The sequence below is a fragment of the Neobacillus kokaensis genome, assembly GCF_014656545.1.
GTDB lineage: Bacteria > Bacillota > Bacilli > Bacillales > Cytobacillaceae > Neobacillus > Neobacillus kokaensis.
In genome coordinates, this window is the sequence record NZ_BNDS01000007.1 from 144,632 (window position 1) to 168,192 (window position 23,561).

The following is a 23,561-nucleotide window of genomic DNA, read 5'->3' on the forward strand; positions in this document are numbered from 1 at the left end:
AGCTGGCAATCTATTCAAGTATAATTTTAAAAATTTGGAAAACTTCAGATAATAATAAATAACCCAAGGCACCTGATAGCAGGTGCCTTTGGCAGAAACAGCATTAATATATTAAGTTAATAAATTCTTCCTTCGAAATATTTCCAAAATAGTAAGTGGTATCAATATCAGCCAGTGCCTTTTCGATTTCACTCTTTTCATAGCGAATCCCGACCAGTTTCTTCTCAATCTCGCTTACGTCCCCCACACCAAAGAAGTCACCATAGATTTTACAATTTTCAAGAATTCCTTTATTTACTTCAAGACGAACATCGATGGTTCCGGCTGGGAAGCGATGGGAATGCTGCAAATTGAATTTTGGGGATTTACCATAATTCCAGTCCCAGTTTTGATATCTCTCTTTTGAAAGCTCATGAATCTTTACCCAATCCTCTTCCGTTAACACGTATTCGGGTATTTCCTCCTGCCCCTCAAAGATATTTTTCAACAAGAAGGAACGAAATTCTTCGATGGTGATATTTTCGGATAAAAATTCCGATATATTAGCAACCCGGCTGCGAACTGATTTAATTCCTTTCGATTCAATCTTTTCCTTCTTTACTTTCAATGCTGATGCAACATGTTCCATTTCGGAATTAAACAGAAGGGTTCCATGCGTGAACATTCTTCCCTTTGTGGAAAATTGGGCATTCCCGGAAATTTTCCTTCCCCCAACTTCAATATCATTGCGGCCGCTTAACTCTGCATTTACCCCTAATTTTTGTAATGCTCCAATAACCGGCTCGGTAAATTTGCGGAAGTTATGGAAAGACTCACCATCATCTTTCGTGATAAAGCTAAAATTTAAATTTCCTAAATCATGATAAACCGCCCCGCCGCCTGATAATCGTCGAACAACATGAATGCCATTTTTCTCAACATATTCTGTATTGATTTCCTCAATTGTATTTTGGTTCTTGCCAATGATGATTGATGGTTCGTTTATGTAAAATAAAAAATATGTCTCATTAATATCAAGATTTTTTAAAGCATATTCCTCAATAGCCAGATTAATTCGCGGATCGGTAATCCCCTTGTTATCAATAAATAACATAATAAATGCCCCCTCTTATAGGATAAAAGTATCAAATTCTGCCGCCAGCTTTATTATACCAGGAAATTCCGAGGTTGCTTCAGTAACTATATCAGCAAGATTTCCGTAATGCGGCAAATGGGTCAAAAGCAGCTGTTTTACTTCAGCATTGCGGGCAAACCGACCAGCATCGATACTATTCATATGGCCAGCAGATTTCCCGTTTTGATTTCCGTAGAAGTTACACTCACATAATAACAAGTCAGCCCCGCTGCTAAATTCAATAAACTCTTCCTTAAAAGAACTATCAGCAGTATAAACAAGTGCCTTACCACCAGCCTCTATTCTCATCGCATAGCATGGCACCGGATGGTCAGTTTTTAAAAATAATATTTGAAATGGACCGACAGCTAGGATATTGCTGGGATCATAGGCCTCCCCTTTGGTTATATTCTTATAGCTTAATTTCGTAAATTCATGCTGGTCAAAGGAATGACCGTATATCGGCAAAGTTGGGAAGTTCTTTCCTAAAAACCCTTGAATTAATCTCGCATGCTGCAAGACGCCGATGTCGGCAATATGATCAGGATGATAATGAGAAATTATTACCGCGCCAAGATCTTCCGGCTGTAAAATATTTTGCAGTTTTGAAAGAACACCGCTGCCGCAGTCGATTAATAAATGAAAGCCTTCATGCTCAAGCAAATATCCCGCGCTTGCAGCATTCTGTTTCGGATAGCCGCCCCATGGTCCAATTATCGTAAGTTTCAACGTTTTTCCCTCCATATATATAACTCGTTAATCTAATTAAACATGAAAAAACCAGCCGTTTCAAATCAATCCGGCTGGTTTTATAATTATTGTTGTGCAGCAATTTTATATTTTGCATTATGCCTTATCGTCAAGTATGAGGTTGTTAATAAAGCAAACACTACTATATAACTAAATAAAATTGTCAGGTTATGCCACATAAAGCTGTAATCACCACTTGAAATGACTGCCTTAAAGCCTGAAACAGTATACGTCATTGGCAGGAAGGCGTTAAAATGTTGTAAGAAATTAGGGATTAATTCAAGTGGGAATGTTCCTGCACTTGTCGTTAATTGAAAAATTAATACCAAGATTGCTAGGAAACGTCCGGCATCCGCGAACACTGTAACAAAGAACTGTACTAAAGAAATAAACGTTAAACTTGTTATAATTGAAAATAGGATAAATTTAGGTACACTTGCCACATGTAAATTCAATGCACCTAAAATGACGGCATCCGCTATTAAAGCCTGTACAACCCCAAAAACTGCTAATATAGCAAATTTGCTGATGAACCAGTTGAAGCCATTTGCAGGTGTAACTGCCGGGTCACGCATCGGGAAGACAATTGAGAGTAAGAGTGCCCCAACAAACAAACCTAGTGAAAGGAAATATGGTGTAAATCCTGTTCCGTAGTTCGGAACGTGATTTACCTTTTCCGTATCAAGCTTCACTGGCTTTGACATCATATCATAGGTTTTATCATTCGCATGAACCTTAGACACTTCTTTTGCGCCATCTTTCAGTTTATCTGCTAGTTCAGTTGTACCAGCAGTAAGCTGACTTGTGCCATCCTTCAAATGCTCCGAACCATCTGCTAGCTTGCCAGCGCCGGAGGTAATCGCGTCCGCACCGTTGGTTAATTGGCTCATACCGCTTGAAAGATCAGATGCACCGTTTTTAAGATTACTAGAGCCAGAAGCAATTTGTCCCGCGCCTGATGACAACGCATCGGAACCAGAAGCAAGTTTCTCCATTCCACTTAATAAATCGTAAGCACCGATTCGTAAAGCTTGTGAACCAGAGGATAATTGAACCGCTCCTTCCGTTAACGCATTTGAACCATCAGTAAGCTGATTCATTCCAAATAAAAGTGTTGATGAACCATTGGCCAGTTGATCAGCACCTGCTTTGGCATCTTTAAATTTCTCTCCAAACAACTCCATTTGATCAGAAAAGCTTTTTTGACCGGTGTGAAGAGCCTCAAGCTTTGTTGATATCTGCTCCGCTCCGTCTGAAAGCTGACTCGCTGCATCAGATAAGTCTTTGGTTCCAGATTTTAGTGCGGCACTGCCGCTTTCTAATTGATCCAAGGCTTGAATCAGTTGAGCCTTTTTATCCTCTGGCAAATTGCCTAATAACGGCATCATTTGTGTTATTTGCTTTTTTAAAGAGGTAATCCCTTGATTTAAGTCTTCAGCACCTTTTACTGCACTGGTAGAGCCTTTTTGCCATTCACTTAATTTTAATGATAATTCTTCGGCCCCAGCATGTAATTGTTTACCACCAGCTTCCAGCTGTGTTGAGGCAATTTCCAGCTTTTTATGTCCGTTAAGCAGTTGACCGAGACCTTCATTCAATTGTTTACTGCCAGCTGCAACTTTATTAGCGCCTGAGTTGGCAGATTGCATCCCGGCATTGAACTCTCCTGATTTTTCCGCTAACACTGCTAGCCCATCATCCAAATCTTTGGACCCTGAAGCAAGCTTCTGTACTCCTGAATTAGCGGATTGCATTCCCGCATTAAATTCAATTGATTTTTCTGCCAGTATTGCGAGCCCGTTATATAAATCATTTGAACCGGAAGCAAGTTTTTTAGAGCCTTCATCAGCTGATTTCATCCCATTATTAAATTCAATTGATTTTTTAGCTAATGTTGCGATTCCCGTGTTTAAATCCGCTGAACCTTTATTCAAATTCTTTGAACCATCACTTAGTTTTTCAGCACCATTACTGGCCTTCTGAAAACCGGCAGATACATCATTGATTTTTTCAAAGATCGTTTCCGCATAGGTTTCAGTTACCTTTTCGGCAACAGCTGTTTTAATTTTTTCTGCCGCTGTCCCGCCAATTTGAGCAGAAAGAAAATTAAAACCTTCGTTTGGAACATAAATTAATTCCAGCTTCTTCGGATTTTTATCCATAAGTGTTGTCGCATTATTGGAGAAATTTTCTGGAATTTCGATTAACATGTAATATTTTTGTTTCTTTAGCTCGTTATAGCCATCTTGTTTGTTCAGGATTTGATAATCAAAATCCTTGCTTTTCTTTAGTTTCTCAACAAGGTCCTCACCCAGCTTAAGTTGTTCATCATCCATTACAGCTCCCTTGTCATTGTTGACAATCGCTACAGGCAACTCATCCATTTTTCCGTATGGATCCCAAAATGCCCAAAGAAATAATCCTGCATACAGAACTGGAATAAACAAAACAGCGATAATTGGAATTAAGATTTTTTTATTTTTAATAATTGTAAAAAGTTCTTGTTTAAACAAGCCATTTTTCACCATAATACCTCCTTTTTTCACATTGACCACTTTGTCCATCTAGTCATTTTTCTTCAAAAAAGAAAGACTATTAATGTTTAATAATCTCCTTAAAAATGACTATTTGAACATTTCGGTCATTCAATACTTAAAGAGTATAACTCTATTTATTCTTATTGGCAAGTAAAATAAAAAAGAAGCTATAATGAATAGCTTCTTTTTTAGTATTAATTATTTTTTAAAAAATTCAAGACATTTTGAACTGCTGCTTCCCCTTGGTCGATACAATCCGGCACACCAACCCCCCCGTAAGAGGCTCCAGCTAAAAACACTCCCGGAAGTTCGATTTTCAAATGTTCTAATATGTTTGCCAACCTGGTTTTATGACCAACAGTATATTGCGGCATAGCATTTTTCCAGCGCGAAACAACGGTAAAATCAGGATTCATCGTAATATCCATCGTCTTCTTTAAGTCATCAAGAACTATCTTAATAATTTGGTCATCGGATAGGTCAACGATTGTCTCATCGCCCGCTCTCCCTACATAACAGCGAAGCAATACTTTTCCCTTTGGTGCCGAATGAATCCATTTTTTATGTGTCCACGTACATGCCGTAATGGAATAATCGCTTCTTCGGGAGACAACAAATCCGGTCCCATTAATATCATTTTTAATTGCTGCCTCAGGAAAAGCTAGGGAAACTGTGGCAACCGACGTGGATGGAACAGATTTTAACGGGTCAAAAAAAGCATAATCTGAAAACATCGCTTGAGTGACATTATGCGGAGTTGCCGCAATTATACTATCCGCCACAATTGTCTCACCATTATTAAGATATATTTCATATTTTTCAAACACTCTGCTAATTTTCTTAACCCGGTGCCCTTTTAAGATCATGTGCGGATCTAATTTTGCTTCAATTGCTTCGGCAAATGACTGAAGGCCGGTTTTAAACGTAAGAAACGCTCCTTGAGACTTATTTTGGTTAATAGGCTGGCTAGGTTTAGGTGATTTCGTTTTTTTCATTCCAATGATTAGGCTTCGGTACTGCTGCTCAACTTCATAAAATTGCGGGAATGTTGCCATCAGACTCATTTGATCAATATCACCAGCATAAATTCCTGATAATAATGGTTCTATTAAATTGTCAACTACTTCATCGCCTAATCTTCGACGAAAAAATTCTCCCAACGATTGATCTTTCCCACTTTTTGACCGCGGTAATATAAAATCTGCTGCTGCCCTAAGCTTTCCGGGAATGGAAAATAAATTAGTTGTAATAAACGGCCTAATTTCTGTTGGAATTCCCATTATGGAACCGCCAGGCATGGAATAAAGCCTTTCATTTACTAAGACATACGATTTCCCAGTGGAATTATGAACTAACTTATCATCCATCCCGACTTCCCTTGCGAGACGAATCATACTTGTTTTTCTAGCTAAAAATGAATCAGGACCACGCTCAATGGTAAACCCGTCACGTACAACCGTTTGCATTTTCCCCCCAAGACGGTGGGAGGCTTCAATAAGCTGAATCTCGATAGAGAGATTTTTTTCAAGTACTTCCTTTTGAAGATAGTAGGCTGCCGTTAATCCGGCTGCGCCTCCCCCAATTATGACAACCTTCCGTTTATCTTCTGCCACGGATGTCACCTTCTTCCACTAATTCCCTTACCATATGTTAATTATTTATTTTTTTCAAAACTACATCCGCTAATAGATCAATAAATTCTTTCTTAGCATTTGGCATCTCCGGACGATAGTAGCTTACCCCTAATTCATCAGTAACCGCTTTACACTCAATATCATTATCATACAACACCTCAAGGTGGTCACAGACAAATCCTACAGGAGCATAAACAAATGCCTGATAATGATGTTCCTTAAATAAGTCTTTTGTTAAATCCTGAACATCTGGACCCAGCCATGGCTCTGGAGTGTTTCCAGCACTTTGCCAGCCAATCACGTAATTCTTCACATCCGCTTGTTTTGCAATCAGATCGGCTGTTTCCTGAAGCTGCTGTGGATATGGGTCGCCAAACTGAAGAATCTTCTCCGGTAGACTATGGGCAGAGACGATCAGGACAGCATTTTCTCTTTCTTCAGCTGGCATCTGATGAAAGATTTTATTGATTTCATCTGACCAATAGGAAATAAATTTCGGCTCTTCATACCAGCTTTCAATTGTTTTAATTTTAAGCGTGCCGCCTAATTTCCCAGCCTCTTCTACCGCCCTGCCATTATACGATTTCACACTAAAGGTTGAAAAATGAGGGGCAAGTACGATGCTGACAGCCTCCTCGATTCCATCCTCTATCATTTGTTTAACGGCATCCTCAATAAACGGATTAATGTGTTTTAAGCCGAGATACATCTTAAACTCAATTTCATCTTGAATTTTATTTAAATGTTCTTCAAGTTTCTCCGCTTGTTCGAGTGTGATTTTGGCTAGTGGTGAGATTCCGCCAATCGCCTCATAACGGCTGCGGAGGTCCTCAATCATTTCCGGGGAAGGTTTTCGCCCATGGCGGATATGTGTATAATAACGATCTAAATCATCTGATGTATATGGGGTACCGTACGCCATTACAAGTAAACCCATTTTCTTTTTTGTCATTCTTTGCACCTCATTTTTAGAAACAGTTGGTTTCCTTCTAAAATTATGCTAGGGCCACCCTAGCGCTCGACAAATTACACCAATGCGACCATCGTGACCCTTACTCTAAAATAACTCTTTTTATTTTGCCAAAATATAAAACAGTTTACTAATGATTATTCTAGGCATTCCATTAGCGTCCTAGTTTGGCAGCGGAATATTCATGGACGAAGGAAGTTAATCTCTTTAAAGTCTCCGGCTTTACAGCCGGGAACACACCATGGCCTAAATTAAAGATATAACCCTCTCCCGTCATCCCTTGGTCTAGAATGGCTTTTGCCTTTTCTTCAATGACTTCCCAAGGAGCAAGTAAAATGGCTGGGTCCAGGTTCCCTTGCACAGTCTTATGAATGCCCAGCTCCCTTGCTTTTGCGATAGGAAGGCGCCAATCCAGCCCTACTACATCCAGCGGCAGGTCATTCCATTCGAGTGCTAAGTGACTCGCACCGACTCCAAACATGATTAATGGAACATTTTCTTTTTGTAATTCGGTAAAGATTCTGTTCATAACCGGTTTAATAAAAATGCGGTAATCCTCAACATTTAATGCGCCCACCCAGGAATCGAAGATCTGAATTGCCTTTGCTCCTGCGCCAATTTGCGCTTTCACATATGTAATCACCATATCGCCCAGCTTGTCCATTAATGCAAACCACGCCTTTGGCTCTGCATACATAAATGCTTTTGTCTTGTTGTAGTTCTTGGATGGCCCGCCTTCAATCATATAGCTTGCAAGTGTAAACGGAGCTCCTGAAAAACCAATCAATGGGACAGATAATTGTTCTTTTGTTAATAATTTTATTGTATCTAAAACGTAAGGAATATCTTCCTCCGGATTTAATTCTCCCAATTTTTCTACATCGGCAAGAGATTGAATCGGGTTGTCTATAACAGGTCCAATTCCACCCTTTATTTCAACATGCATTCCCATTGCAGGAAGCGGTGTCATGATATCTTTATATAAAATGGCTGCGTCAACATTGTACTGTTCAACAGGCAAACGGGTGACATAGGCACATAACTCAGGCTGGTGTGTGATTTCAAATAAAGAATATTTTTCTTTAATTTCACGATACTCCGGCTGCGACCGCCCGGCCTGACGCATATACCAAACAGGAACGTGGCCCGTCTTTTCACCTCTCGCTGCTTTTAAAAATGTTTCGTTGATTTGTTTTGTCATTTCATACAGTCCACCTTTCAAGACATGTCTGCTATTTATTTTAATATATTTAGCATAAATTTAAAAACTATCTTAAGCATACTGTATCCACTATAGCGGTTATTCCTATTTGTGTATAGTAAACAACACAAACTGTCAAAAAAAAGTCGTTTTTTCATTAGAATTCGTGGAATAATATAAATTAGACTAAATTACGGGGGTTGATGAAATGAACATCTATATAACCACAGGGACACATGATTTTTTAAAAAAAATTGAAGCAAAGTACTCTGGGGAAACTATGGTAACTATGATTAATCCAAATGGATCTTTATTACTTCACGAAACAATGGGAAAATCCGTATTTAACGCACCAAGAAAATATGAAGCAATTGGAGCGAGCGGGAAATTGCCAACCAAAGAAGGCTTTGTTGTAATGAATAACATCCCCATTAACGAGGAAGAACGCCCCTTATTTGAGCACCAAATATCGAACCAGGGAAATCAAGCTGCAAATGATGCTGGTTTTATCGCTTTAAGAATACTCCGTCCTTTAACCTCGAATACGTATATCATCATGACAGTTTGGGAAAATGAGGCAAACTATGAAAAATGGAAGGGCTCCCAATCCTATTTCCCATCATACGATACCAAAGGGACCATTGACCCTCAGCAAAAAATATTCCAAAGCGCACCTTATATAAGTGAATATATGATAACAGAATAAATAAATCATTAACGGTGTCAGGCATCATGTGAAAATTCACATGGTGCCTGACACCGTTTTTTATGAACTTCATATTCTATATTACATTTATTAGGGCATTAGCCCACTGAATGTGGAAAGGGGGTAAAAAATATGCTTGTTGAATTATCTGCTCTTCATTGGATATATGTGGTCTTTATTGCTCTTATTATCAGTTTTATGGTGATGAGAAGAGATACGACCATCGTCTGCATTGTTGGGATTTTCTTAATTGCGATTACCGCCACTGGAAGCATCAGCCATTCTATCAGCAGTATTTTTAATAGCTTTAGTTACGCGATAACCGAATTATTGTCTACTATTCTGGTCATCTCGATTATTGTTGCAATGAGCCATACCCTGACGAAAACAGGGATAAATGATGTGATGATTTCTCCATTTAGAAAACTGATTCGCAATCCAACACTGGCTTATTGGACAATCGGAGTTCTTATGATGGTTATCTCCTGGTTTTTCTGGCCATCACCGGCTGTAGCATTATTAGGTGCCGTTCTCCTTCCGGTTGCCATTCGCGCAGGCCTGCCGGCATTAGGTGTAGCGATGGCAATGAATCTGTTCGGACATGGGATTGCCTTATCAGGAGATTTTGTAATTCAGGCAGCACCAAAGCTGACGGCTGATGCAGCCGGGATTCCCATCCAAGAAGTGATTGATGCCAGTATCCCGCTAGTATTAATTATGGGCATTGTGACAACTGTTACCGCCTTCTACTTGCTGCGTCGGGATATGAAGCATGGAAAACTGAAAGCTATCACGGAAATTATTCCTGCAGCATCAACAGAAACCTCTAATCAGCTCGCCCTTCTATCCATTAACCAAAAAAGATTTTTTGCAATCGTAGTCCCATTATTATTTGCTGCTGATGTTACAGCCATGACCATCCTTGATTTAACGGGAGGAGACGCAACAGCACTAATCGGGGGAACCTCCATTTTAATTCTGCTTCTTATTTCCTTAACAGGATACAAAGATAAAGGACTTGAAAAAACAACCCAATTTTTAATCGATGGCTTCCAATTTGGCTTTAAAGTATTTGGACCCGTTATTCCTATTGCCGCCTTCTTCTATTTAGGCGATGCAGGATTTTCTAAAATCATCGGTGAATTTTTACCAAAAGCCTCTCATGGAATTGTTAATGATTTAGGTCTTGCCCTTGCCAATATTGTCCCATTAAGCAAAGCCGTTGGGGCTGTCACCTTGACCACTGTTGGTGCAATAACAGGACTTGATGGGTCCGGGTTTTCCGGCATTTCCCTCGCCGGGTCAGTAGCGAGTTTATTCGCTATTGCCATAGGAAAAGGCGCTGCTACACTGACTGCCTTAGGGCAAATTGCTGCGATTTGGGTCGGCGGCGGAACGCTCATCCCATGGGCCTTGATTCCTGCCGCTGCCATTTGTAATGTCGATCCATTTGAGCTGGCAAGACGAAATCTCATTCCCGTTGTGATTGGCCTCGTCGTTACAACCATAGCCGCGATATTTCTAATATAATAGGAAAAAGCCCCTGAACAAAATTAAACTTCAGGGGCTTTTTTCAATAGCCGCAAGCGATAGGCATTCATCGCCGTTTCACCAAGCAATTTTAAGATATTATTGTTCGCATATGCACCAACAAAAGCACCAATTCCCGGTACAAGCTGAAACATTTTAACAAGGTCGATATAATCGCGGTACTCCTGCTGGAACTTCTGCCAATCCATTTCAACCAGTTCCTCTTTTCTGCTTTCCCAATTTTCAATATCGTCCAGCGTCTGCCTGCGGATTTCGTCGCTCGAAAATGCCAGCTGAAAGACATGAAGCATAAATAACCTTTCTTCATACTCTTTTGTATTAAAGCCATAGATAGCCGCTACCTCAAATAAAAATTTCATCTCAATCGTCAAAAGCAGAGGAAAATCAGCGAGACCAAGCAAAATTCCTCCAGCCCCTGTACCGGCTCCTTCCACAATCGCTGTTTTCTGATAGGCAGCAATTTTTTTCAGCACCAGTTCATCCCTTTCTTCCAATGAAAGTCCTTGCGCTTGATTTTGATTCGTAGTCAGCTGTGAGCCGAATAACGTAGCTTTCACCATCGCTTTAATACTGTCAGTCATCATCTGATGTACTTTATCTGGAATATATTCATTCATTTTCACTTGTGCTTTTTTTGAAATCCTCTTCATCATTCCGGAGCGTCTTGTTAACTTTCGCTTCCAATCCTCCACCTCATCATATACTTTTAATTCATACTCATTCATTGCTCAACACCCCTTAGCTATAAATATGCCGGATCATCCAAAAATCAGCCTAACTTTTATAAAAAAATCCCCTTCAATTTATAAGGGGATTTCCACTAACCTTTTAAACGTTTTTTACTGTAAACATACACAAAGAGCCAATTAAATAGTAAACCGGCCAGTAAGCAAAGCAATGCTACAGCGAATTCTCCTTTAATGGAAATAAGCAACGCGAAGATGACCGCCTCAACAGATAAAATAATCATAAGTAAAGAATGGAAAGCCTTTTGCTTCATTTGATCTGTTACGGGATAAAGGTCAGTCCAAAGCTTGTTTTGATGGTGATTCATAAGCGGAAGCAATTGAAACCCGGTTAAATATAAAAATAGCAGGCCAAGCACTATTTGCCCTAGGCCAAAAGAAATAAAATATATCGCCAGCGAACCGATCACCGTTAAGCGGATAAACAATCCCAAATAATCGGAGGAACGTAGAAAAGCCCGAGAAAATAAGTACATATACGTTTGATCCTGCGAAAATTTTATTCGGCTAAGGAATAAATCTAAATACTTTCTTCTTCTCACTGTATCCTTAATATTTGGCACATCTGTAAACATGTTAGCCAGACGGTAAAAGGAAGCCATTCGTTTTTCTTCTTGGTCGATCAATACATCCCATTTCAAGCCCATCTTCTTTGTCCGTACGTAAAAATATTGGAAATAAAGAAGCATAACAATCCCGATCACAAGCAGAATAATAAAATCGGCCTGTTTTAGCAGTAAAAAAGTAAATGTGAAATTGATAAAATAACGAACCAACATGTCCCATCTTTGCACAGACTGCTGGACAAAATATAATATCCGCCATTTAACAACAATATTCCAAACCTTTACTACTAACAGAGCTATCAAAAATGGCAAAAACAAACTAAAGCCGCTTGAACTTGCATGGGCATACATCGGCATCAGCACAGCAAATACCATTAAAAGTATGTATCCCTGAAATACCAAGCTCACCGTCCCAGAGCGCAGGAAATATCCATTTAATTTTTCCTCAACAGCAATTAAAAATACTTTATCTGCATCGAGCAAAAAATTATAAACAGGACTATAGGTAAGAAATAGACTAAGTATTACAGCCAAAATCGCTTCTGCCGGGAAATTTGCAGGAAGAGTCTCAATCCACTTCTGATAATAAAAGGCTGCGGTTCCGATTAGAAATAACAACACGATGACAAGGTGTCCATTGAAAATATACCTTAAATACCTGCTTAAATCTTTAACTCGTCTCCCAGCACGATCTCTCCATAACTTCTTGTCATCAAACATATTTTTCTTCCTTCGTCAATTGAATATATAAGTCATCAAGTGAGGCATTCGGCATGTTAAACTGCTCCCTTAGTTGTTGCAGCGTCCCTTTTGCTCTTATTTTTCCTTCATGAAGTATGACAAAGCGGTCGCAATATTTCTCCGCAGTTGCCAAAATATGCGTCGACATTAATATACCCGCTCCGTTTTCCTTCATTTTTTTCATTAAATCAAGAAGGGATTGGATGCCAAGCGGGTCGAGCCCGACAAATGGTTCATCGACAATATAAAGCGATGGCTGTACTAGAAAGGCACACATGATCATCACCTTTTGCTTCATCCCCTTTGAAAAATGCGCAGGAAACCAATTTAATCGCTTTTCCATCCGAAACTCCTCAAGCAATGGAGAAACCCGTTCTTTATATGCTTCTTCCTCTAAGCCATAAGCCATAGCGGTTAAACGTAAATGCTCTTCTAATGTTAGCTCTTCATATAATACAGGGGTTTCCGGTACAAACGTAAACATCCGACGATATGCTTCTTTATCATCTGTAAAGACCTTCCCGTTGATCTTTATGAATCCTTGATGTGGTTCCATTAATCCAATAATATGTTTAATGGTCGTACTCTTTCCTGCTCCATTTAAGCCAATTAAGCCCACTAGTTCGTTTTCCTTTACGTCAAAGGAGATCTCTTTTAAAACGGGGTTTCTCGTATAGCCCCCAACAAGATTTTCAATTGATAATAAAGCCATGTGCAACGTCCTTCCGTAGCATGATTATTGTTATTTTAACAAATTGTGGTTCATAAAAATAGAAATTCACTTTTTAAAATTTATTTTGTATATAACCTTGTAAAACGGATATCATAATATTCGAAGGGGAAATTCACTTGATGAAGAAAATCATTTCAATCCTTGAAATGAGGTGTCTACAAAAGACAATTTCCAATCAAACAAGCAAGCTTCACAAAACGTTTCATAACAAGGGGATGGTTGTATTGTACAATGTGCGAACAAACCATTATGAGTTCATATAACACCACTGGAGTTTTGGTAAATAAACTAAACAAATGAGGTGTTTATCGCAGACATCGTCCGTTTTTAAAGGTAAGGTAACCGATAAAAACAACTAGGGGATGGTCAGCTTGAACAATGATGTTTCTTTCTCAAAACACTAAATTGTCAAATGAGGTGTTTACCAAAGAACATTCCTAATTGAACGTCAAATTTGAAGCAGTTCCCCTTCGAGAGGGCGGGATTCCATGCGAATCCTGCTCTTTTCTTTTTTATCTTCCTATTATATGGTAGAATAATTCAAACTATTTATATAAAGAAAGGCTGTGTGAATCAATGAGTAATTGTATTTTTTGTAAAATTGTTAACGGCGAAATTCCCGCTGCAAAGGTGTTTGAAGATGAACATGTCGTAGCATTTATGGATATCAGCCAAGTGACAAAAGGGCATACACTTGTGATTCCAAAGGTACATAAGGAAAACCTTTATGAGTTAACCCCTGAAATTGCCGGAAATATTTTTAAAGCGGTACCTGCGATTGCCAATGCTTTAAAAACAGAATTCGAACCAGCCGGTTTAAACATCGTTAATAATAATGGTGAACAAGCAGGACAAACCGTGTTTCATTTCCACATTCATTTGATTCCCCGCTACGGGAAGGGTGACGGGTTTGGAGCTGTTTGGAAAAATAATCAAAACGATTATACTCCACAAATGTTAACCGATATGGCAACAGGAATTGCCAAACATCTCCAATAATTTTCTGAAAATTATATCTTTATTAATATTATATTAATATGCTATAATGGGAATAAGTTTTTTGCTGCAGGCAATTAGGGCACTGCAGGAAAAACATTTAGTTTAGAAAAGCAGAGGAGAGATGAGAAATGAATACGAAAAACCTTGTCATTTTAGCACTATTAGCGGGGATTGGGGTTGTTTTGCATACAGTAATGCCAAGCTTCTTTGGAATAAAGCCAGATATGATGCTGGCCATGATGTTTTTAGGCATTGTATTAATTCCGGAAATTAAAAGCGTACTGCTTCTGGCTATTGTAACTGGTGTATTATCTGGTTTAACTACCGGCTTCCCTGGCGGTCAAATTCCTAATATGATCGATAAACCTATAACAGCTTTAGTCTTTTTCGGTTTATTTTTAATTTTAAACAAATACCGTAATTCCGTCATTAGTGTTGCTGTTTTAACTGCAGTGGGAACACTTATTTCAGGCACGGTCTTTTTGACAGCAGCATATTTAATCGTAGGCTTGCCAAGCTCTTTTGCGGTCCTTTTCGCTGCTGGAGTTTTACCAGCTATAGCTATTAATGCTGCTGTAATGGTTATTGTGTATCCAATTGCACAATCAATCTTCAAAAGAACGAAAATTTCATCTGCTTCCGTCATCCAAAAATAATGACCGGAGGCCGCTAAGAAAAGAACCCTTCAAGGGTTCTTTTCTTAAATATAGAATAAGACTACATGAAGTAAGAAAACATGAAGGCGATAAGCAGGAACATTCCTCCGCCTCCCGCTAACACTATGGCCCTGCTTTTTAATACTTGTTTAGGCGGGTATACACCCGGTTTTTTTAAAGCAAAAAAATATTTAGCGGATCCTAAAAAAAGAATGACACAAATAATAAATAAAATCATAATGAAAATTTTCATCAAGGCCCCCCTTGCTAGGAATCAGAATTCCTGTATTGCTGTAACTAATTATATGTTTTAACGTCCTAACCTATGAACAAGGTGACGTTTAATCAAGAATGATATGAGGCTAAAATCGCTCACATTATATTAATCTTTTAAATTCAATATAAAAAATGCATCAATTTCTAAAAATTTTGTTAATTAATATCTTTATTAATTTTTATTTTATTGGCATAATGATAGTAGAGAAATAAAAAAGTAGGTGACAATGGGGATGACAGAGAAACAATATTCGATGAAGGAAGCGATGCTTTTTAGTCAAAGAATGGCACAATTAAGTAAAGCTTTATGGAAATCTATTGAAAAAGATTGGCAGCAATGGATTAAACCTTTTGATTTAAACATCAACGAACACCACATTCTTTGGATTGCCTTTCATTTGAATGGTGCTTCCATTTCGGATGTAGCAAAGTTTGGGGTGATGCATGTATCCACAGCTTTTAATTTTTCAAAAAAATTAGAAGAAAGAGGCTTGCTGAAATTTTCGAAAAAGGAAAATGACAAGCGAAATACTTATATTCAACTTACCCCGCAAGGAGAAGAAATTCTGTTGCAGCTAATGGAGACATATAAACCAGATGAATATGCTGTCTTTTCCGGCGCTTTGCCTCTTAGAGAATTGTATGGGAAGTTTCCTGAAATCATTGAAATGATGGCAATTGTCCGAAATATTTATGGGGACGATTTTATGGAAATTTTTGAGCGCTGCTTCAATAACATTGAAGGGAAATTCGTTGAAGAGGACGGAACGCTTAAAAAACACAAAAAAACGGAACAGGGACTAATCTAGGTAAGATACTTATAAGTATTTGGAAAATTCCTGAAAAAGAGGCTCATATAGCTTCTGTGTTAAACAGGCCTTTGTAACATGATGAAGCTCCAGTCCATCTGGCAAGGCAGCTACAAATTCGACAAGAAGCGGATAGAAATAAACAAACCCTTCCGCTTTTTGTTTCTCTAATTTAAGACTAAGTTCGTCACATAGGTCAAAAAACGTTTCCATTTCCTGTTTGGATTTACCGTTTTCAACGATTAACCGATAAAAATCCAAATTAGGATTTTGAATTAGCTTTAATAATAGCCCCTGATGAAATTCAAGCAGCTGAATTTTTTCCATTAGTATTTGGATATTATTTTCACACATCCCAATCCCTCTTTTCCAAACATCTTGTCCCCTTATTTTCATTATTTACTAAGTTTGAACTGGGGTAAACCTAAATGCTTTACAATTTTGCCTTTACAGGTAAAAAGTCTACTAGTCTTCAAATTTTTGTGACTATCTTTTTCACGTAATATTTGGTATCTTAAAAAGGATAACACGTCATGAGGAGGGAATCCATGATGATCTCCATATTTATTGTCTTTGCCATTTTCATCTTATTTTATGTAAATAAAATGACCAGTTCATTATGTATTCAAAAAGAAATTCCAGAAGAACGCCAGCATAAGGTCTTTCGTACCATTAATGTTCTAATCACAATTCTTTTGATTTCTTCGTATTTGGAAATTTTATATACATAATTCACCCTGACTGACTTTTGGGTAAATTCAAAAAAAATACAAGCGATGAGGAAAACTCATCGCTTTTTTACTTTACCAAACCCAAGCTGCACCAACGATAATCAATAGGATGAAAAGGACTACGATTAACGCAAAGCCTCCACCGTAACCAGCTGCACCACTCATTTTATAACCTCCTTTTTTCTTTTCTAAGATATACTATTCAATCGGTCCCCATTTCGATTAGGCACTTTCCTTATTTTTAATGGAAAAGTCATTCATACTTTTTTAACATTTATAAGCGCCCAATTTAATGGTTTATTTTTTGCAGTGCTTACCATTTATGTTATAGTAAAGGATATGGACAATCGCCCATAAGAATTTACAATTTAGGAGAGATTTCAACATGAAAAAATGGATATTAGCCTTATCTTTGGCTGGAGGGGTACTTGCATTAAGTGCATGTAACCAAACCGGTTCTGAAACGATAGCTGAAAGTAAAGCAGGAGATGTAACACAAGAGGAACTTTATAATGCCATGAAGGAAAAAGTAGGAGATCAAGCACTGCAGCAGCTTGTCTATGAAAAAGTTCTTTCAAAGAAATATAAAGTAACGGATAAGGATGTCGACGAGAAAATTAAGCAATTGAAAAAAGATCTTGGCACCAACTTTGAAACTGCCCTAGCGCAATACGGATACAAAAGTGAAGAAGATCTAAAGAGCACTTTAAAGCTGGGCATGCTGCAAGAAAAAGCTGCGATGAAAGACATTAAAGTAACCGACAAAGAATTAAAGGATTACTATGATAACTATAAACCTGAAATTAAGGTTCGTCATATCCTCGTCAAGGATGAAAAGACGGCTAACGATGTAAAGAAACAGCTAGAATCTGGCAAAAAATTTGAAGATGTTGCGAAAAAAGAGTCAACAGATACGGTTTCTGCCCAAAATGGCGGTGATTTAGGCGTCATTAACAACCAAAACGCTGCGCAATATGACAAAGACTTTATTAAAGCAGCATATGGCCTAAAAGTTAACGATATCAGTGCGCCTGTTAAAACACAATTTGGCTACCACATCATTCAAGTAACAGAAAAGGCTGAGAAAAAGCCTTATGATGAAATGAAAAAAGAGATTGAATATGATGTAAAATCCTCTAAATTAACAAATGAAGACATTAGTAAGGCGATGGAGCGGGAAATTAAGGATGCAAATGTAAAAATTTCAGATAAAGATTTAAAGGATGCCTTAAAACCACAAACTCCTCCTGCCGGTCAATAAGTATGATGAAAGCGCCCATTGAAATGGGCGCTTTCACTATTTATTATTCACCAGTTACCTTTAGGTCTTGCCTCTCTTCTTTTTCTCTTTCTAACCGTTTCATGTAGATTTCACCTTCACGCTCGATGTTCTCCATTTCAAGCTGCCGTTCTTCCCTGCCAGTTTTAATAGCCATTAGGGCGCTTATTACAATACCAACCACAACTGCATATATCCAAATCGGAATCGTCAACTTCTTTTCCCCCTTATAGTGGTTGTCCACATCTTGATATCATAATATGCTTAAAAAAAGTAAATATGTCAAAAAAAAAAAGAGACAACCAGAAAAGGTCATCTCTATTTATGAAATAATGGTTTGTAAAATGAACGGTTGTCCAAGGCAAATATTCGTTCCGTAAATTCGCCTGGTTTGACTCTTTCTAACGCGCGATCCAGCATGTTCATTTTTGCATCTAGATTATCAATATAATGAAGAATTTCTGCTTCCTTGATTAAAGGCGGTTTCGGACTTCCCCATTCTGCTTTCCCGTGATGGCTGAGTACGAGATGCTGAAGAATTAACACTTCTTCTCCGGAAATCCCTAATTCCTCTGCTGCTTTACCAATTTCATTAATCATAATAGTAATATGTCCTAGCAAATTTCCCTCTAATGTATAGACTGTGGAAATCGGTCCAGATAGTTCCATTACCTTTCCCATATCATGGAGGATGATTCCTGCGTAAAGCAGGTCCTTATCCAGGGTTGGATATAGCCCTGAGATTGCCTTCGCCAGGTCAAGCATGCTGACAACATGATAGGCGAGCCCTGAAACGAACTCATGATGGTTTTTGGTTGCAGCTGGGTACTCCAAGAATGCATTTTGGTGTTTCTTGATTAAATGACGGGTAATTCTCTGGATGTTCGGATTCTTCATTTCAAAGATATACTGTGTCAGTTTGCTGACCATCTCTTCTTGACTTAGCGGAGCGGTCTCAAGGAAATCCTCCAGCTTAACGCCATCCATCGGACCTGACTTGCGAATTTGGCGGATCTTTAACTGGCTCTTTCCTCGGTAGTTTTGGACATCACCGATGATTTTTACAATATTCTGGGCCGCATACAGCTTTTCTTCTTCTTCTCCTACATCCCAAAGCTTCGCTTCTATATCGCCGCTTTTGTCTTGCAGAATCAACGTTAAGAATGGTTTCCCATTGCTGGCAATCCCCTTTGTTGAACTCTTAATTAAGAAAAACAATTCAATTTGTTCCCCGACTTCATGATACATAATCCCTTTTGCCAACCTGATCACGCCCTTTCACATATTTAAAGTATAACATATTCATCTATCAGCCTATGAACTTATCTGTACAGCACCTTTTTCCAGCCTCAGAACATTTTCCTTTGCAAATAATGGCAATAAATGTGCATGACATGTAAAGAACAGGATTTGATTTCGTTCAAGCTTTGTCAGCAGCTCAATAACTTTCCTCGTTCTTCCTGAATCAAAATTAACAAAACTATCGTCAATGATAATTGGAAACTGATATTTCTGATAAAGTGTCATCGCCAGCGCCAGCCTAATAGAAACATACAGCTGTTCTGTCGTTGCTTGGCTTAATTCATTTGCTTCAAAGATTGTGTGGTCGTTCCGTTCTACTAAGAACCCGCTTCCCGAAGGATTTATATGAATCTTATTGTATCTGTCATTTGTGAGAAAAGCTAAATATTCTTGAGCCTGGATGATCATCTTTGGAAGATGGAGATTTTTATAAGTTTCGATCGTATTCATTAGAATATCATGTGCAACAGAATAGACAGCCCACTCTTTAACATCCTCAGCTATTTCATATTGTTTCTGTCTAAACTTATGCAGAAGCTCTGAATATCCTCCGCCCTCCTCTAATGCTTGTATTTCATATTTAATTGCCGCTTGTTCCTCCTGAAGAGTATTTAATTTCTCTCTTATATGCTGTGTTTCACGTTTTAAATTCGGCACTGTCTCATCATGCGGCTGTATTTGCAGAAACTTCTCCCTTTCCTGTTCAGAAAGGATAGAGTATTGCAGCTGTCCCTGTAATGATTGCAATCGTTCTTGAAGAGCCTGTCTTTTTTCTGCTTTCTCGCCAAGTTCATAGAATTGCTGTTCGGAATTAGTATTGGCAGAGTTTATAAGCTTGAAATACTCAGCTTTTAGGTGCGTAAGTTCTTGGTGTATTTGTTTCCATTCCATTTTAAGCTCGTTTAGTTTCTTCTTTATTTCCTGGCTTTTAATTTTCTTTTCGAGTTCGCTTTTAAGTTTTTTACGTAATAAATAAGCGGCTTGCTGAAGACTTGTTCCATTTTCCGTTAAAAAACGATCAACATAACTTATTATGCCGGTTTCAATTTTCACCTGCTGCCCATCCACCTCTTTCAGTCTTTTGAGCAGTTGATGCTTCTTGCGAACAATAGGCTTGTATTGTTCAATAAACTGAAATGCTTCTACTAAAAATAAAGCGGCCATATTTTCGGGAATATGTAACTCCGCACTTAATGTTTTTAGCATTTTCTTATTTTCCGCTGATTCAAATTCCCATGTCTCAAATTTTGTAATAACCTTATCAAATTGTACTTGCTGCTGTTTCAATTTAAAGGATAGCAATTTTAGCTGTTCCCGCAGCTCCCGGTCTTGCTCCAATTTTTGTTCTACCTTAGCCAAATCCATATATTTTGCGGATTGCAGCTGCTGCATTAATTGTTGTTCTTTCTCTTTTAAAGCTTCAAGTTTTTGTGCGGCATCCTTATCTTTCCTTTGCTTGATGCTTTGGGTCATGAATAGTGCAATAACAGCAATTCCCGCCAGTCCAATTAACAGTAGAATAAATTGCTTAGTAACTGCCCCGTAAAAAATTAGCCCCAAGAGGATTAATTGAAAAATCATAAATTGAAGTTTTTGCCTGCCCTTAGCATCCTTGTCTTGCTTAAGCAAAAATTCGTAGAAGTCGATTTTCTCTCTAATATTCTTTAAATCCTCTTCAGTACCCAACTTGTCATTTCGCGCAGAAGCCTGCTCCTCAAGAAGTACCCGTTCCCGCTTTGGTAAACACTGGCTTTCAGTTTGAGTTATTTCTATTTCAATCTCTTCTAACGAATTTTTTTCTTGAAGATACTGCTTATCCAATTCCAGCTTTAATTCAGCTAACTTTTTGCATTGGAGCGATACTATTTCTACCTGGTTTTTCATATAAATATTGGTATTGATAGTGAAAATATCTTCTTCATTTAGCTTCAAGTGAAGTTTCTCTTTTATAACTAAAAGTTCTTCTTCATATTCTTTCAGCTTTGTTTCATATTGCTGTTTTTCCAGCTTCAATTGCTCATAAATAGGAACCTGATCCAGCAGTGCTGACAGTTCAGGCTCCGCTTCAAGGAAAGACACATCCGGGACAATTAATTCTAGCTCCTGTTCTGTTTGTTCCATTACTTCACCAATAGTTTTCAACCTGGCATTGCAAGGATGAATAAGCTCAGCCAGTTTCTCCAGGCGCTCTATTCCTCTCACCGGGAACTTAGCCATCTCCCCCAGTTCGCCTAATTCATTTTTAAGCCTTTTCTCTTCCTTTACAATGGCTTCTATCCTGAACCATTCATTTAGCTTTTCTATACTTTCCTGAATTTCCTTGAGCCTCTTATTTATCTGTTCGATTTCCTGCTGTAGATTTTCACCTTTTCTAACTAAATTCTCATACTCCTTATTTTTTGCAGCTGATTTTTTTAATTCCTGGTTTAATTCATGAAGGGCTTGTAATTTTCCATTTAGAATAGGCTTTTTCCCACTCGGCTTAAAGCGGGACTCCAGCTCCTTCTGCAGTATCGTTTCTGTTTTTGCCAAGCGTTCAGTTCCCAAAGTCCCCGCAGAAAATAGAAATTTTCCGATTTCTTCACCTTTCATTTGGTGAATATTTTGCAGTCCGTGCAAATTAAAGGAAAAAACGGCTTGAAACAGGTTCTTATCAAAATTCTCGAGTAATTCTTTTAAAAGCTCCTCCCCGCCGAATGTTCCATTATCCAACAACACCGTTACATCGCCTGCTGCTTTTCCTTTTACCCGCTCGATTACGGCATATCCCATCTTTTCATGATAAATTCTTATTTTCCCGCCGTACTTTGTATGATGTTTTGGCTCGTATCTCAGTTCTGATTGCTGCTTTGTTGGAAAGCCAAAAAGAATGCCATGGATAAAAGCCATAATCGTCGATTTTCCTGCCTCGTTTTCACCATAAAAAACTTGAAAATCAGTTAGGTTATCAATCACGGTATCTGCTAATTGGCCATAGCCGTAAATATGCAGTGCGGTAATTTTCAAGCGGTATACACTCCTTTCTATTATTCTATTTGTTTAACAAATCAAGCAGTAATTTTTCCGCTTGGTTAATTAGCTCAAGCTCCTCTTCTTTGGACAACTTGGCCGCATACTTTCTTCCTAATGAATGTCCGTATAAAGGGGACATAGCGCGGTCAAAATTTTCATAATGCTCAATTGTTTGAAAAAGCTCACCATAGAAGCTTGCTTCTGTTTTCAATTGTTCCTTATCAAGCATCTTTCGTTCTGAAATATACAGCTCAACGACCCATACAAAGGAATCCTCCTCTTGCTCATCTTCCACTAGAAGCTCTAACAGGTTATCCTTTAGACTGTTTTTTTCGAGGTAATCATCCAACTCCATATTTTTCAAATGAATGGTTAGCAGAGTTCCCTTTCCTTCGTCACGAATCTGATTCATTACTTCCCTGCATAATTGTACTGCCTCATGAAAGGTCCCTGCTGATGCGGCATCAATTTCCGCTTCTCTCCAAACAATATCAGAGGATTCTATAAAACTTGGTTTTGCCTCTATTTCGTTCAAGCTGACATGATAAAAGCCCTTAATCCCAGTTTCCTTTCGACTTCTTCCTTGAATATTGCCAGGATAGATAATTGGAGGGTCTTCCGATAGAATTGTTCTTTTATGAATATGACCTAATGCCCAATAGTCAAAATCTTTCTCCTGCAGGTCTTTCACTGAAAAAGGTGCGTAGTTATCGTGCTCGCTTCCTGAACTTTCATTGCCATGAAGAATACCAATATGAAAATCAGCTCCATCCAGCTTCCGATAATCATCTATTTTCCTCTCAAACACATTTCTAGTTGGATAGCTAAAACCATAAAGTCCAACCACTGTCCCATTTTTTGTATGTAATACTTTTGTTTCTACTTCAGTGCCAAACACATGAACGTTCACCGGCATCTCAAGATCAACCCATGTACCGTTTAAATGATCGTGATTTCCATGAATAACATAAACGGGAATTCCTTTTTCTTTAAGCTTCAGCATTTCTGCACGAAAGCGGGACTGTGCCCGTAAACTGCGGTCTTCTCCATCATATAAATCTCCCGCAAGAATGACAAAGTCTACCTGCTGTTCAATCGCCGCGGCTGTCAATCTTTTTAAAGCAGTGAAGGTGCTCTCTTTTATCCTTTTAAAAATAGGTTCCGGTAATGATTTCAAGCCGACCATCGGACTGTCCAAATGAAGGTCAGCAGCATGGATAAATGAAAATTTCTTCATTAAAATTTCCT

At 38.4% G+C, this 23,561-nt stretch carries 23 protein-coding genes; 7 read left to right on the top strand and 16 right to left on the bottom strand.

What is annotated here, in order from left to right; genetic code table 11:
• Nucleotides 1-103: 103 nt before the first annotated feature.
• From lplA to hemE, 6 genes are all read right to left on the bottom strand, one after another.
• Entirely contained in the window at nucleotides 104-1,093 is a 990-nt protein-coding gene (gene lplA / locus IE222_RS10420) for a lipoate--protein ligase (protein WP_191272479.1), read from the bottom strand.
• Nucleotides 1,094-1,108: 15 nt separating this feature from the next.
• Nucleotides 1,109-1,843: an MBL fold metallo-hydrolase gene (locus IE222_RS10425; protein ID WP_191272481.1), complete on the bottom strand. Its 735-nt coding sequence runs from the start codon at nucleotides 1,841-1,843 to the stop codon at nucleotides 1,109-1,111.
• A gap of 86 nt (nucleotides 1,844-1,929) precedes the next feature.
• The gene (locus IE222_RS10430; protein ID WP_191272483.1) at nucleotides 1,930-4,392 is read right to left on the bottom strand and encodes a YhgE/Pip domain-containing protein; all 2,463 of its coding nucleotides are present in this window, start codon (nucleotides 4,390-4,392) and stop codon (nucleotides 1,930-1,932) included.
• Between the two features lie 203 nt (nucleotides 4,393-4,595).
• Nucleotides 4,596-6,014 carry a protoporphyrinogen oxidase gene (gene hemY, locus IE222_RS10435; protein ID WP_191272484.1) on the bottom strand — a complete coding sequence of 473 codons (1,419 nt, stop codon included), beginning with the start codon at nucleotides 6,012-6,014 and terminating at the stop codon, nucleotides 4,596-4,598.
• A gap of 37 nt (nucleotides 6,015-6,051) precedes the next feature.
• Entirely contained in the window at nucleotides 6,052-6,987 is a 936-nt protein-coding gene (gene hemH / locus IE222_RS10440; protein WP_191272486.1) for a ferrochelatase, read from the bottom strand.
• Between the two features lie 172 nt (nucleotides 6,988-7,159).
• Entirely contained in the window at nucleotides 7,160-8,206 is a 1,047-nt protein-coding gene (hemE, locus tag IE222_RS10445) for a uroporphyrinogen decarboxylase (protein WP_191272488.1), read from the bottom strand.
• 208 nt (nucleotides 8,207-8,414) lie between these two features.
• On the opposite strand from hemE, the gene IE222_RS10450 reads away from it, so the two are divergent.
• Entirely contained in the window at nucleotides 8,415-8,912 is a 498-nt protein-coding gene (locus IE222_RS10450; protein ID WP_191272490.1) for an antibiotic biosynthesis monooxygenase family protein, read from the top strand.
• Between the two features lie 132 nt (nucleotides 8,913-9,044).
• Nucleotides 9,045-10,442: a hypothetical protein gene (locus IE222_RS10455; RefSeq protein ID WP_191272492.1), complete on the top strand. Its 1,398-nt coding sequence runs from the start codon at nucleotides 9,045-9,047 to the stop codon at nucleotides 10,440-10,442.
• Between the two features lie 23 nt (nucleotides 10,443-10,465).
• Here IE222_RS10455 and IE222_RS10460 read toward each other — a convergent pair whose 3' ends face one another.
• The 3 genes from IE222_RS10460 to IE222_RS10470 all read right to left on the bottom strand — a co-directional run bounded on the left by IE222_RS10460 (nucleotide 10,466) and on the right by IE222_RS10470 (nucleotide 13,228).
• Entirely contained in the window at nucleotides 10,466-11,188 is a 723-nt protein-coding gene (locus IE222_RS10460) for an EcsC family protein (protein ID WP_191272494.1), read from the bottom strand.
• Between the two features lie 95 nt (nucleotides 11,189-11,283).
• On the bottom strand, nucleotides 11,284-12,495 hold the full coding sequence (locus IE222_RS10465; RefSeq protein WP_191272496.1) for an ABC transporter permease: 1,212 nt from the start codon (nucleotides 12,493-12,495) through the stop codon (nucleotides 11,284-11,286).
• On the bottom strand, nucleotides 12,488-13,228 hold the full coding sequence (locus tag IE222_RS10470; protein WP_191272498.1) for an ABC transporter ATP-binding protein: 741 nt from the start codon (nucleotides 13,226-13,228) through the stop codon (nucleotides 12,488-12,490). Before IE222_RS10470 ends, IE222_RS10465 begins: the two co-directional genes overlap by 8 nt.
• Nucleotides 13,229-13,825: 597 nt before the next feature.
• On the opposite strand from IE222_RS10470, the gene IE222_RS10475 reads away from it, so the two are divergent.
• Nucleotides 13,826-14,248 (top strand): HIT family protein, encoded by a 423-nt coding sequence (locus IE222_RS10475; RefSeq protein WP_191272499.1) that lies wholly within the window; start codon nucleotides 13,826-13,828, stop codon nucleotides 14,246-14,248.
• Nucleotides 14,249-14,376: 128 nt separating this feature from the next.
• Nucleotides 14,377-14,904, top strand: a complete 528-nt coding sequence (locus IE222_RS10480) for a tryptophan transporter (protein WP_191272501.1) — start codon at nucleotides 14,377-14,379, stop codon at nucleotides 14,902-14,904.
• A gap of 61 nt (nucleotides 14,905-14,965) precedes the next feature.
• Here the strand turns inward: IE222_RS10480 and yhzF are convergent, their stop codons facing one another.
• Nucleotides 14,966-15,157 (bottom strand): membrane protein YhzF, encoded by a 192-nt coding sequence (yhzF, locus tag IE222_RS10485; protein WP_191272503.1) that lies wholly within the window; start codon nucleotides 15,155-15,157, stop codon nucleotides 14,966-14,968.
• Nucleotides 15,158-15,413: 256 nt separating this feature from the next.
• On the opposite strand from yhzF, the gene IE222_RS10490 reads away from it, so the two are divergent.
• The gene (locus tag IE222_RS10490; RefSeq protein WP_191272505.1) at nucleotides 15,414-15,989 is read left to right on the top strand and encodes an HTH-type transcriptional regulator Hpr; all 576 of its coding nucleotides are present in this window, start codon (nucleotides 15,414-15,416) and stop codon (nucleotides 15,987-15,989) included.
• 9 nt (nucleotides 15,990-15,998) lie between these two features.
• On the opposite strand, the gene IE222_RS10495 is transcribed toward IE222_RS10490, so the two are convergent.
• Complete coding sequence (locus tag IE222_RS10495; RefSeq protein ID WP_191272507.1) at nucleotides 15,999-16,343, bottom strand: DUF1878 family protein; 345 nt, start codon at nucleotides 16,341-16,343, stop codon at nucleotides 15,999-16,001.
• A gap of 197 nt (nucleotides 16,344-16,540) precedes the next feature.
• On the opposite strand from IE222_RS10495, the gene IE222_RS10500 reads away from it, so the two are divergent.
• Entirely contained in the window at nucleotides 16,541-16,720 is a 180-nt protein-coding gene (locus IE222_RS10500; protein WP_191272637.1) for a hypothetical protein, read from the top strand.
• A gap of 72 nt (nucleotides 16,721-16,792) precedes the next feature.
• On the opposite strand, the gene IE222_RS10505 is transcribed toward IE222_RS10500, so the two are convergent.
• Nucleotides 16,793-16,885: a YjcZ family sporulation protein gene (locus IE222_RS10505; RefSeq protein ID WP_191272509.1), complete on the bottom strand. Its 93-nt coding sequence runs from the start codon at nucleotides 16,883-16,885 to the stop codon at nucleotides 16,793-16,795.
• Nucleotides 16,886-17,105: 220 nt separating this feature from the next.
• Between IE222_RS10505 and IE222_RS10510 the strand changes: the two genes are divergently transcribed.
• On the top strand, nucleotides 17,106-17,981 hold the full coding sequence (locus IE222_RS10510) for a peptidylprolyl isomerase (protein WP_191272511.1): 876 nt from the start codon (nucleotides 17,106-17,108) through the stop codon (nucleotides 17,979-17,981).
• Between the two features lie 43 nt (nucleotides 17,982-18,024).
• On the opposite strand, the gene IE222_RS10515 is transcribed toward IE222_RS10510, so the two are convergent.
• From IE222_RS10515 to IE222_RS10530, 4 genes are all read right to left on the bottom strand, one after another.
• On the bottom strand, nucleotides 18,025-18,213 hold the full coding sequence (locus tag IE222_RS10515; protein ID WP_191272513.1) for a sporulation YhaL family protein: 189 nt from the start codon (nucleotides 18,211-18,213) through the stop codon (nucleotides 18,025-18,027).
• Between the two features lie 104 nt (nucleotides 18,214-18,317).
• Nucleotides 18,318-19,262: a 3'-5' exoribonuclease YhaM gene (yhaM, locus tag IE222_RS10520; protein ID WP_191272515.1), complete on the bottom strand. Its 945-nt coding sequence runs from the start codon at nucleotides 19,260-19,262 to the stop codon at nucleotides 18,318-18,320.
• A 51-nt stretch (nucleotides 19,263-19,313) separates the two neighbouring features.
• The gene (locus IE222_RS10525; RefSeq protein ID WP_191272517.1) at nucleotides 19,314-22,307 is read right to left on the bottom strand and encodes an ATP-binding protein; all 2,994 of its coding nucleotides are present in this window, start codon (nucleotides 22,305-22,307) and stop codon (nucleotides 19,314-19,316) included.
• Between the two features lie 25 nt (nucleotides 22,308-22,332).
• A complete protein-coding gene (locus tag IE222_RS10530) occupies nucleotides 22,333-23,550 on the bottom strand; it encodes a metallophosphoesterase family protein (RefSeq protein WP_191272519.1) in 1,218 nt (405 codons plus the stop codon).
• Nucleotides 23,551-23,561 lie beyond the last annotated feature (11 nt).

Bases quoted from the DNA above. Each gene is read 5' to 3' on its own strand.
- lplA (WP_191272479.1), bottom strand. From the start codon at position 1,093: ATGTTATTTATTGATAACAAGGGGATTACCGATCCGCGAATTAATCTG.
- IE222_RS10430 (WP_191272483.1), bottom strand. From the start codon at position 4,392: ATGGTGAAAAATGGCTTGTTTAAACAAGAACTTTTTACAATTATTAAA.
- hemH (WP_191272486.1), bottom strand. From the start codon at position 6,987: ATGACAAAAAAGAAAATGGGTTTACTTGTAATGGCGTACGGTACCCCA.
- hemE (WP_191272488.1), bottom strand. From the start codon at position 8,206: ATGACAAAACAAATCAACGAAACATTTTTAAAAGCAGCGAGAGGTGAA.
- IE222_RS10450 (WP_191272490.1), top strand. From the start codon at position 8,415: ATGAACATCTATATAACCACAGGGACACATGATTTTTTAAAAAAAATT.
- IE222_RS10455 (WP_191272492.1), top strand. From the start codon at position 9,045: ATGCTTGTTGAATTATCTGCTCTTCATTGGATATATGTGGTCTTTATT.
- IE222_RS10460 (WP_191272494.1), bottom strand. From the start codon at position 11,188: ATGAATGAGTATGAATTAAAAGTATATGATGAGGTGGAGGATTGGAAG.
- IE222_RS10465 (WP_191272496.1), bottom strand. From the start codon at position 12,495: ATGTTTGATGACAAGAAGTTATGGAGAGATCGTGCTGGGAGACGAGTT.
- IE222_RS10470 (WP_191272498.1), bottom strand. From the start codon at position 13,228: ATGGCTTTATTATCAATTGAAAATCTTGTTGGGGGCTATACGAGAAAC.
- IE222_RS10475 (WP_191272499.1), top strand. From the start codon at position 13,826: ATGAGTAATTGTATTTTTTGTAAAATTGTTAACGGCGAAATTCCCGCT.
- IE222_RS10480 (WP_191272501.1), top strand. From the start codon at position 14,377: ATGAATACGAAAAACCTTGTCATTTTAGCACTATTAGCGGGGATTGGG.
- yhzF (WP_191272503.1), bottom strand. From the start codon at position 15,157: ATGAAAATTTTCATTATGATTTTATTTATTATTTGTGTCATTCTTTTT.
- IE222_RS10490 (WP_191272505.1), top strand. From the start codon at position 15,414: ATGACAGAGAAACAATATTCGATGAAGGAAGCGATGCTTTTTAGTCAA.
- IE222_RS10495 (WP_191272507.1), bottom strand. From the start codon at position 16,343: ATGTGTGAAAATAATATCCAAATACTAATGGAAAAAATTCAGCTGCTT.
- IE222_RS10500 (WP_191272637.1), top strand. From the start codon at position 16,541: ATGATCTCCATATTTATTGTCTTTGCCATTTTCATCTTATTTTATGTA.
- IE222_RS10505 (WP_191272509.1), bottom strand. From the start codon at position 16,885: ATGAGTGGTGCAGCTGGTTACGGTGGAGGCTTTGCGTTAATCGTAGTC.
- IE222_RS10510 (WP_191272511.1), top strand. From the start codon at position 17,106: ATGAAAAAATGGATATTAGCCTTATCTTTGGCTGGAGGGGTACTTGCA.
- IE222_RS10530 (WP_191272519.1), bottom strand. From the start codon at position 23,550: ATGAAGAAATTTTCATTTATCCATGCTGCTGACCTTCATTTGGACAGT.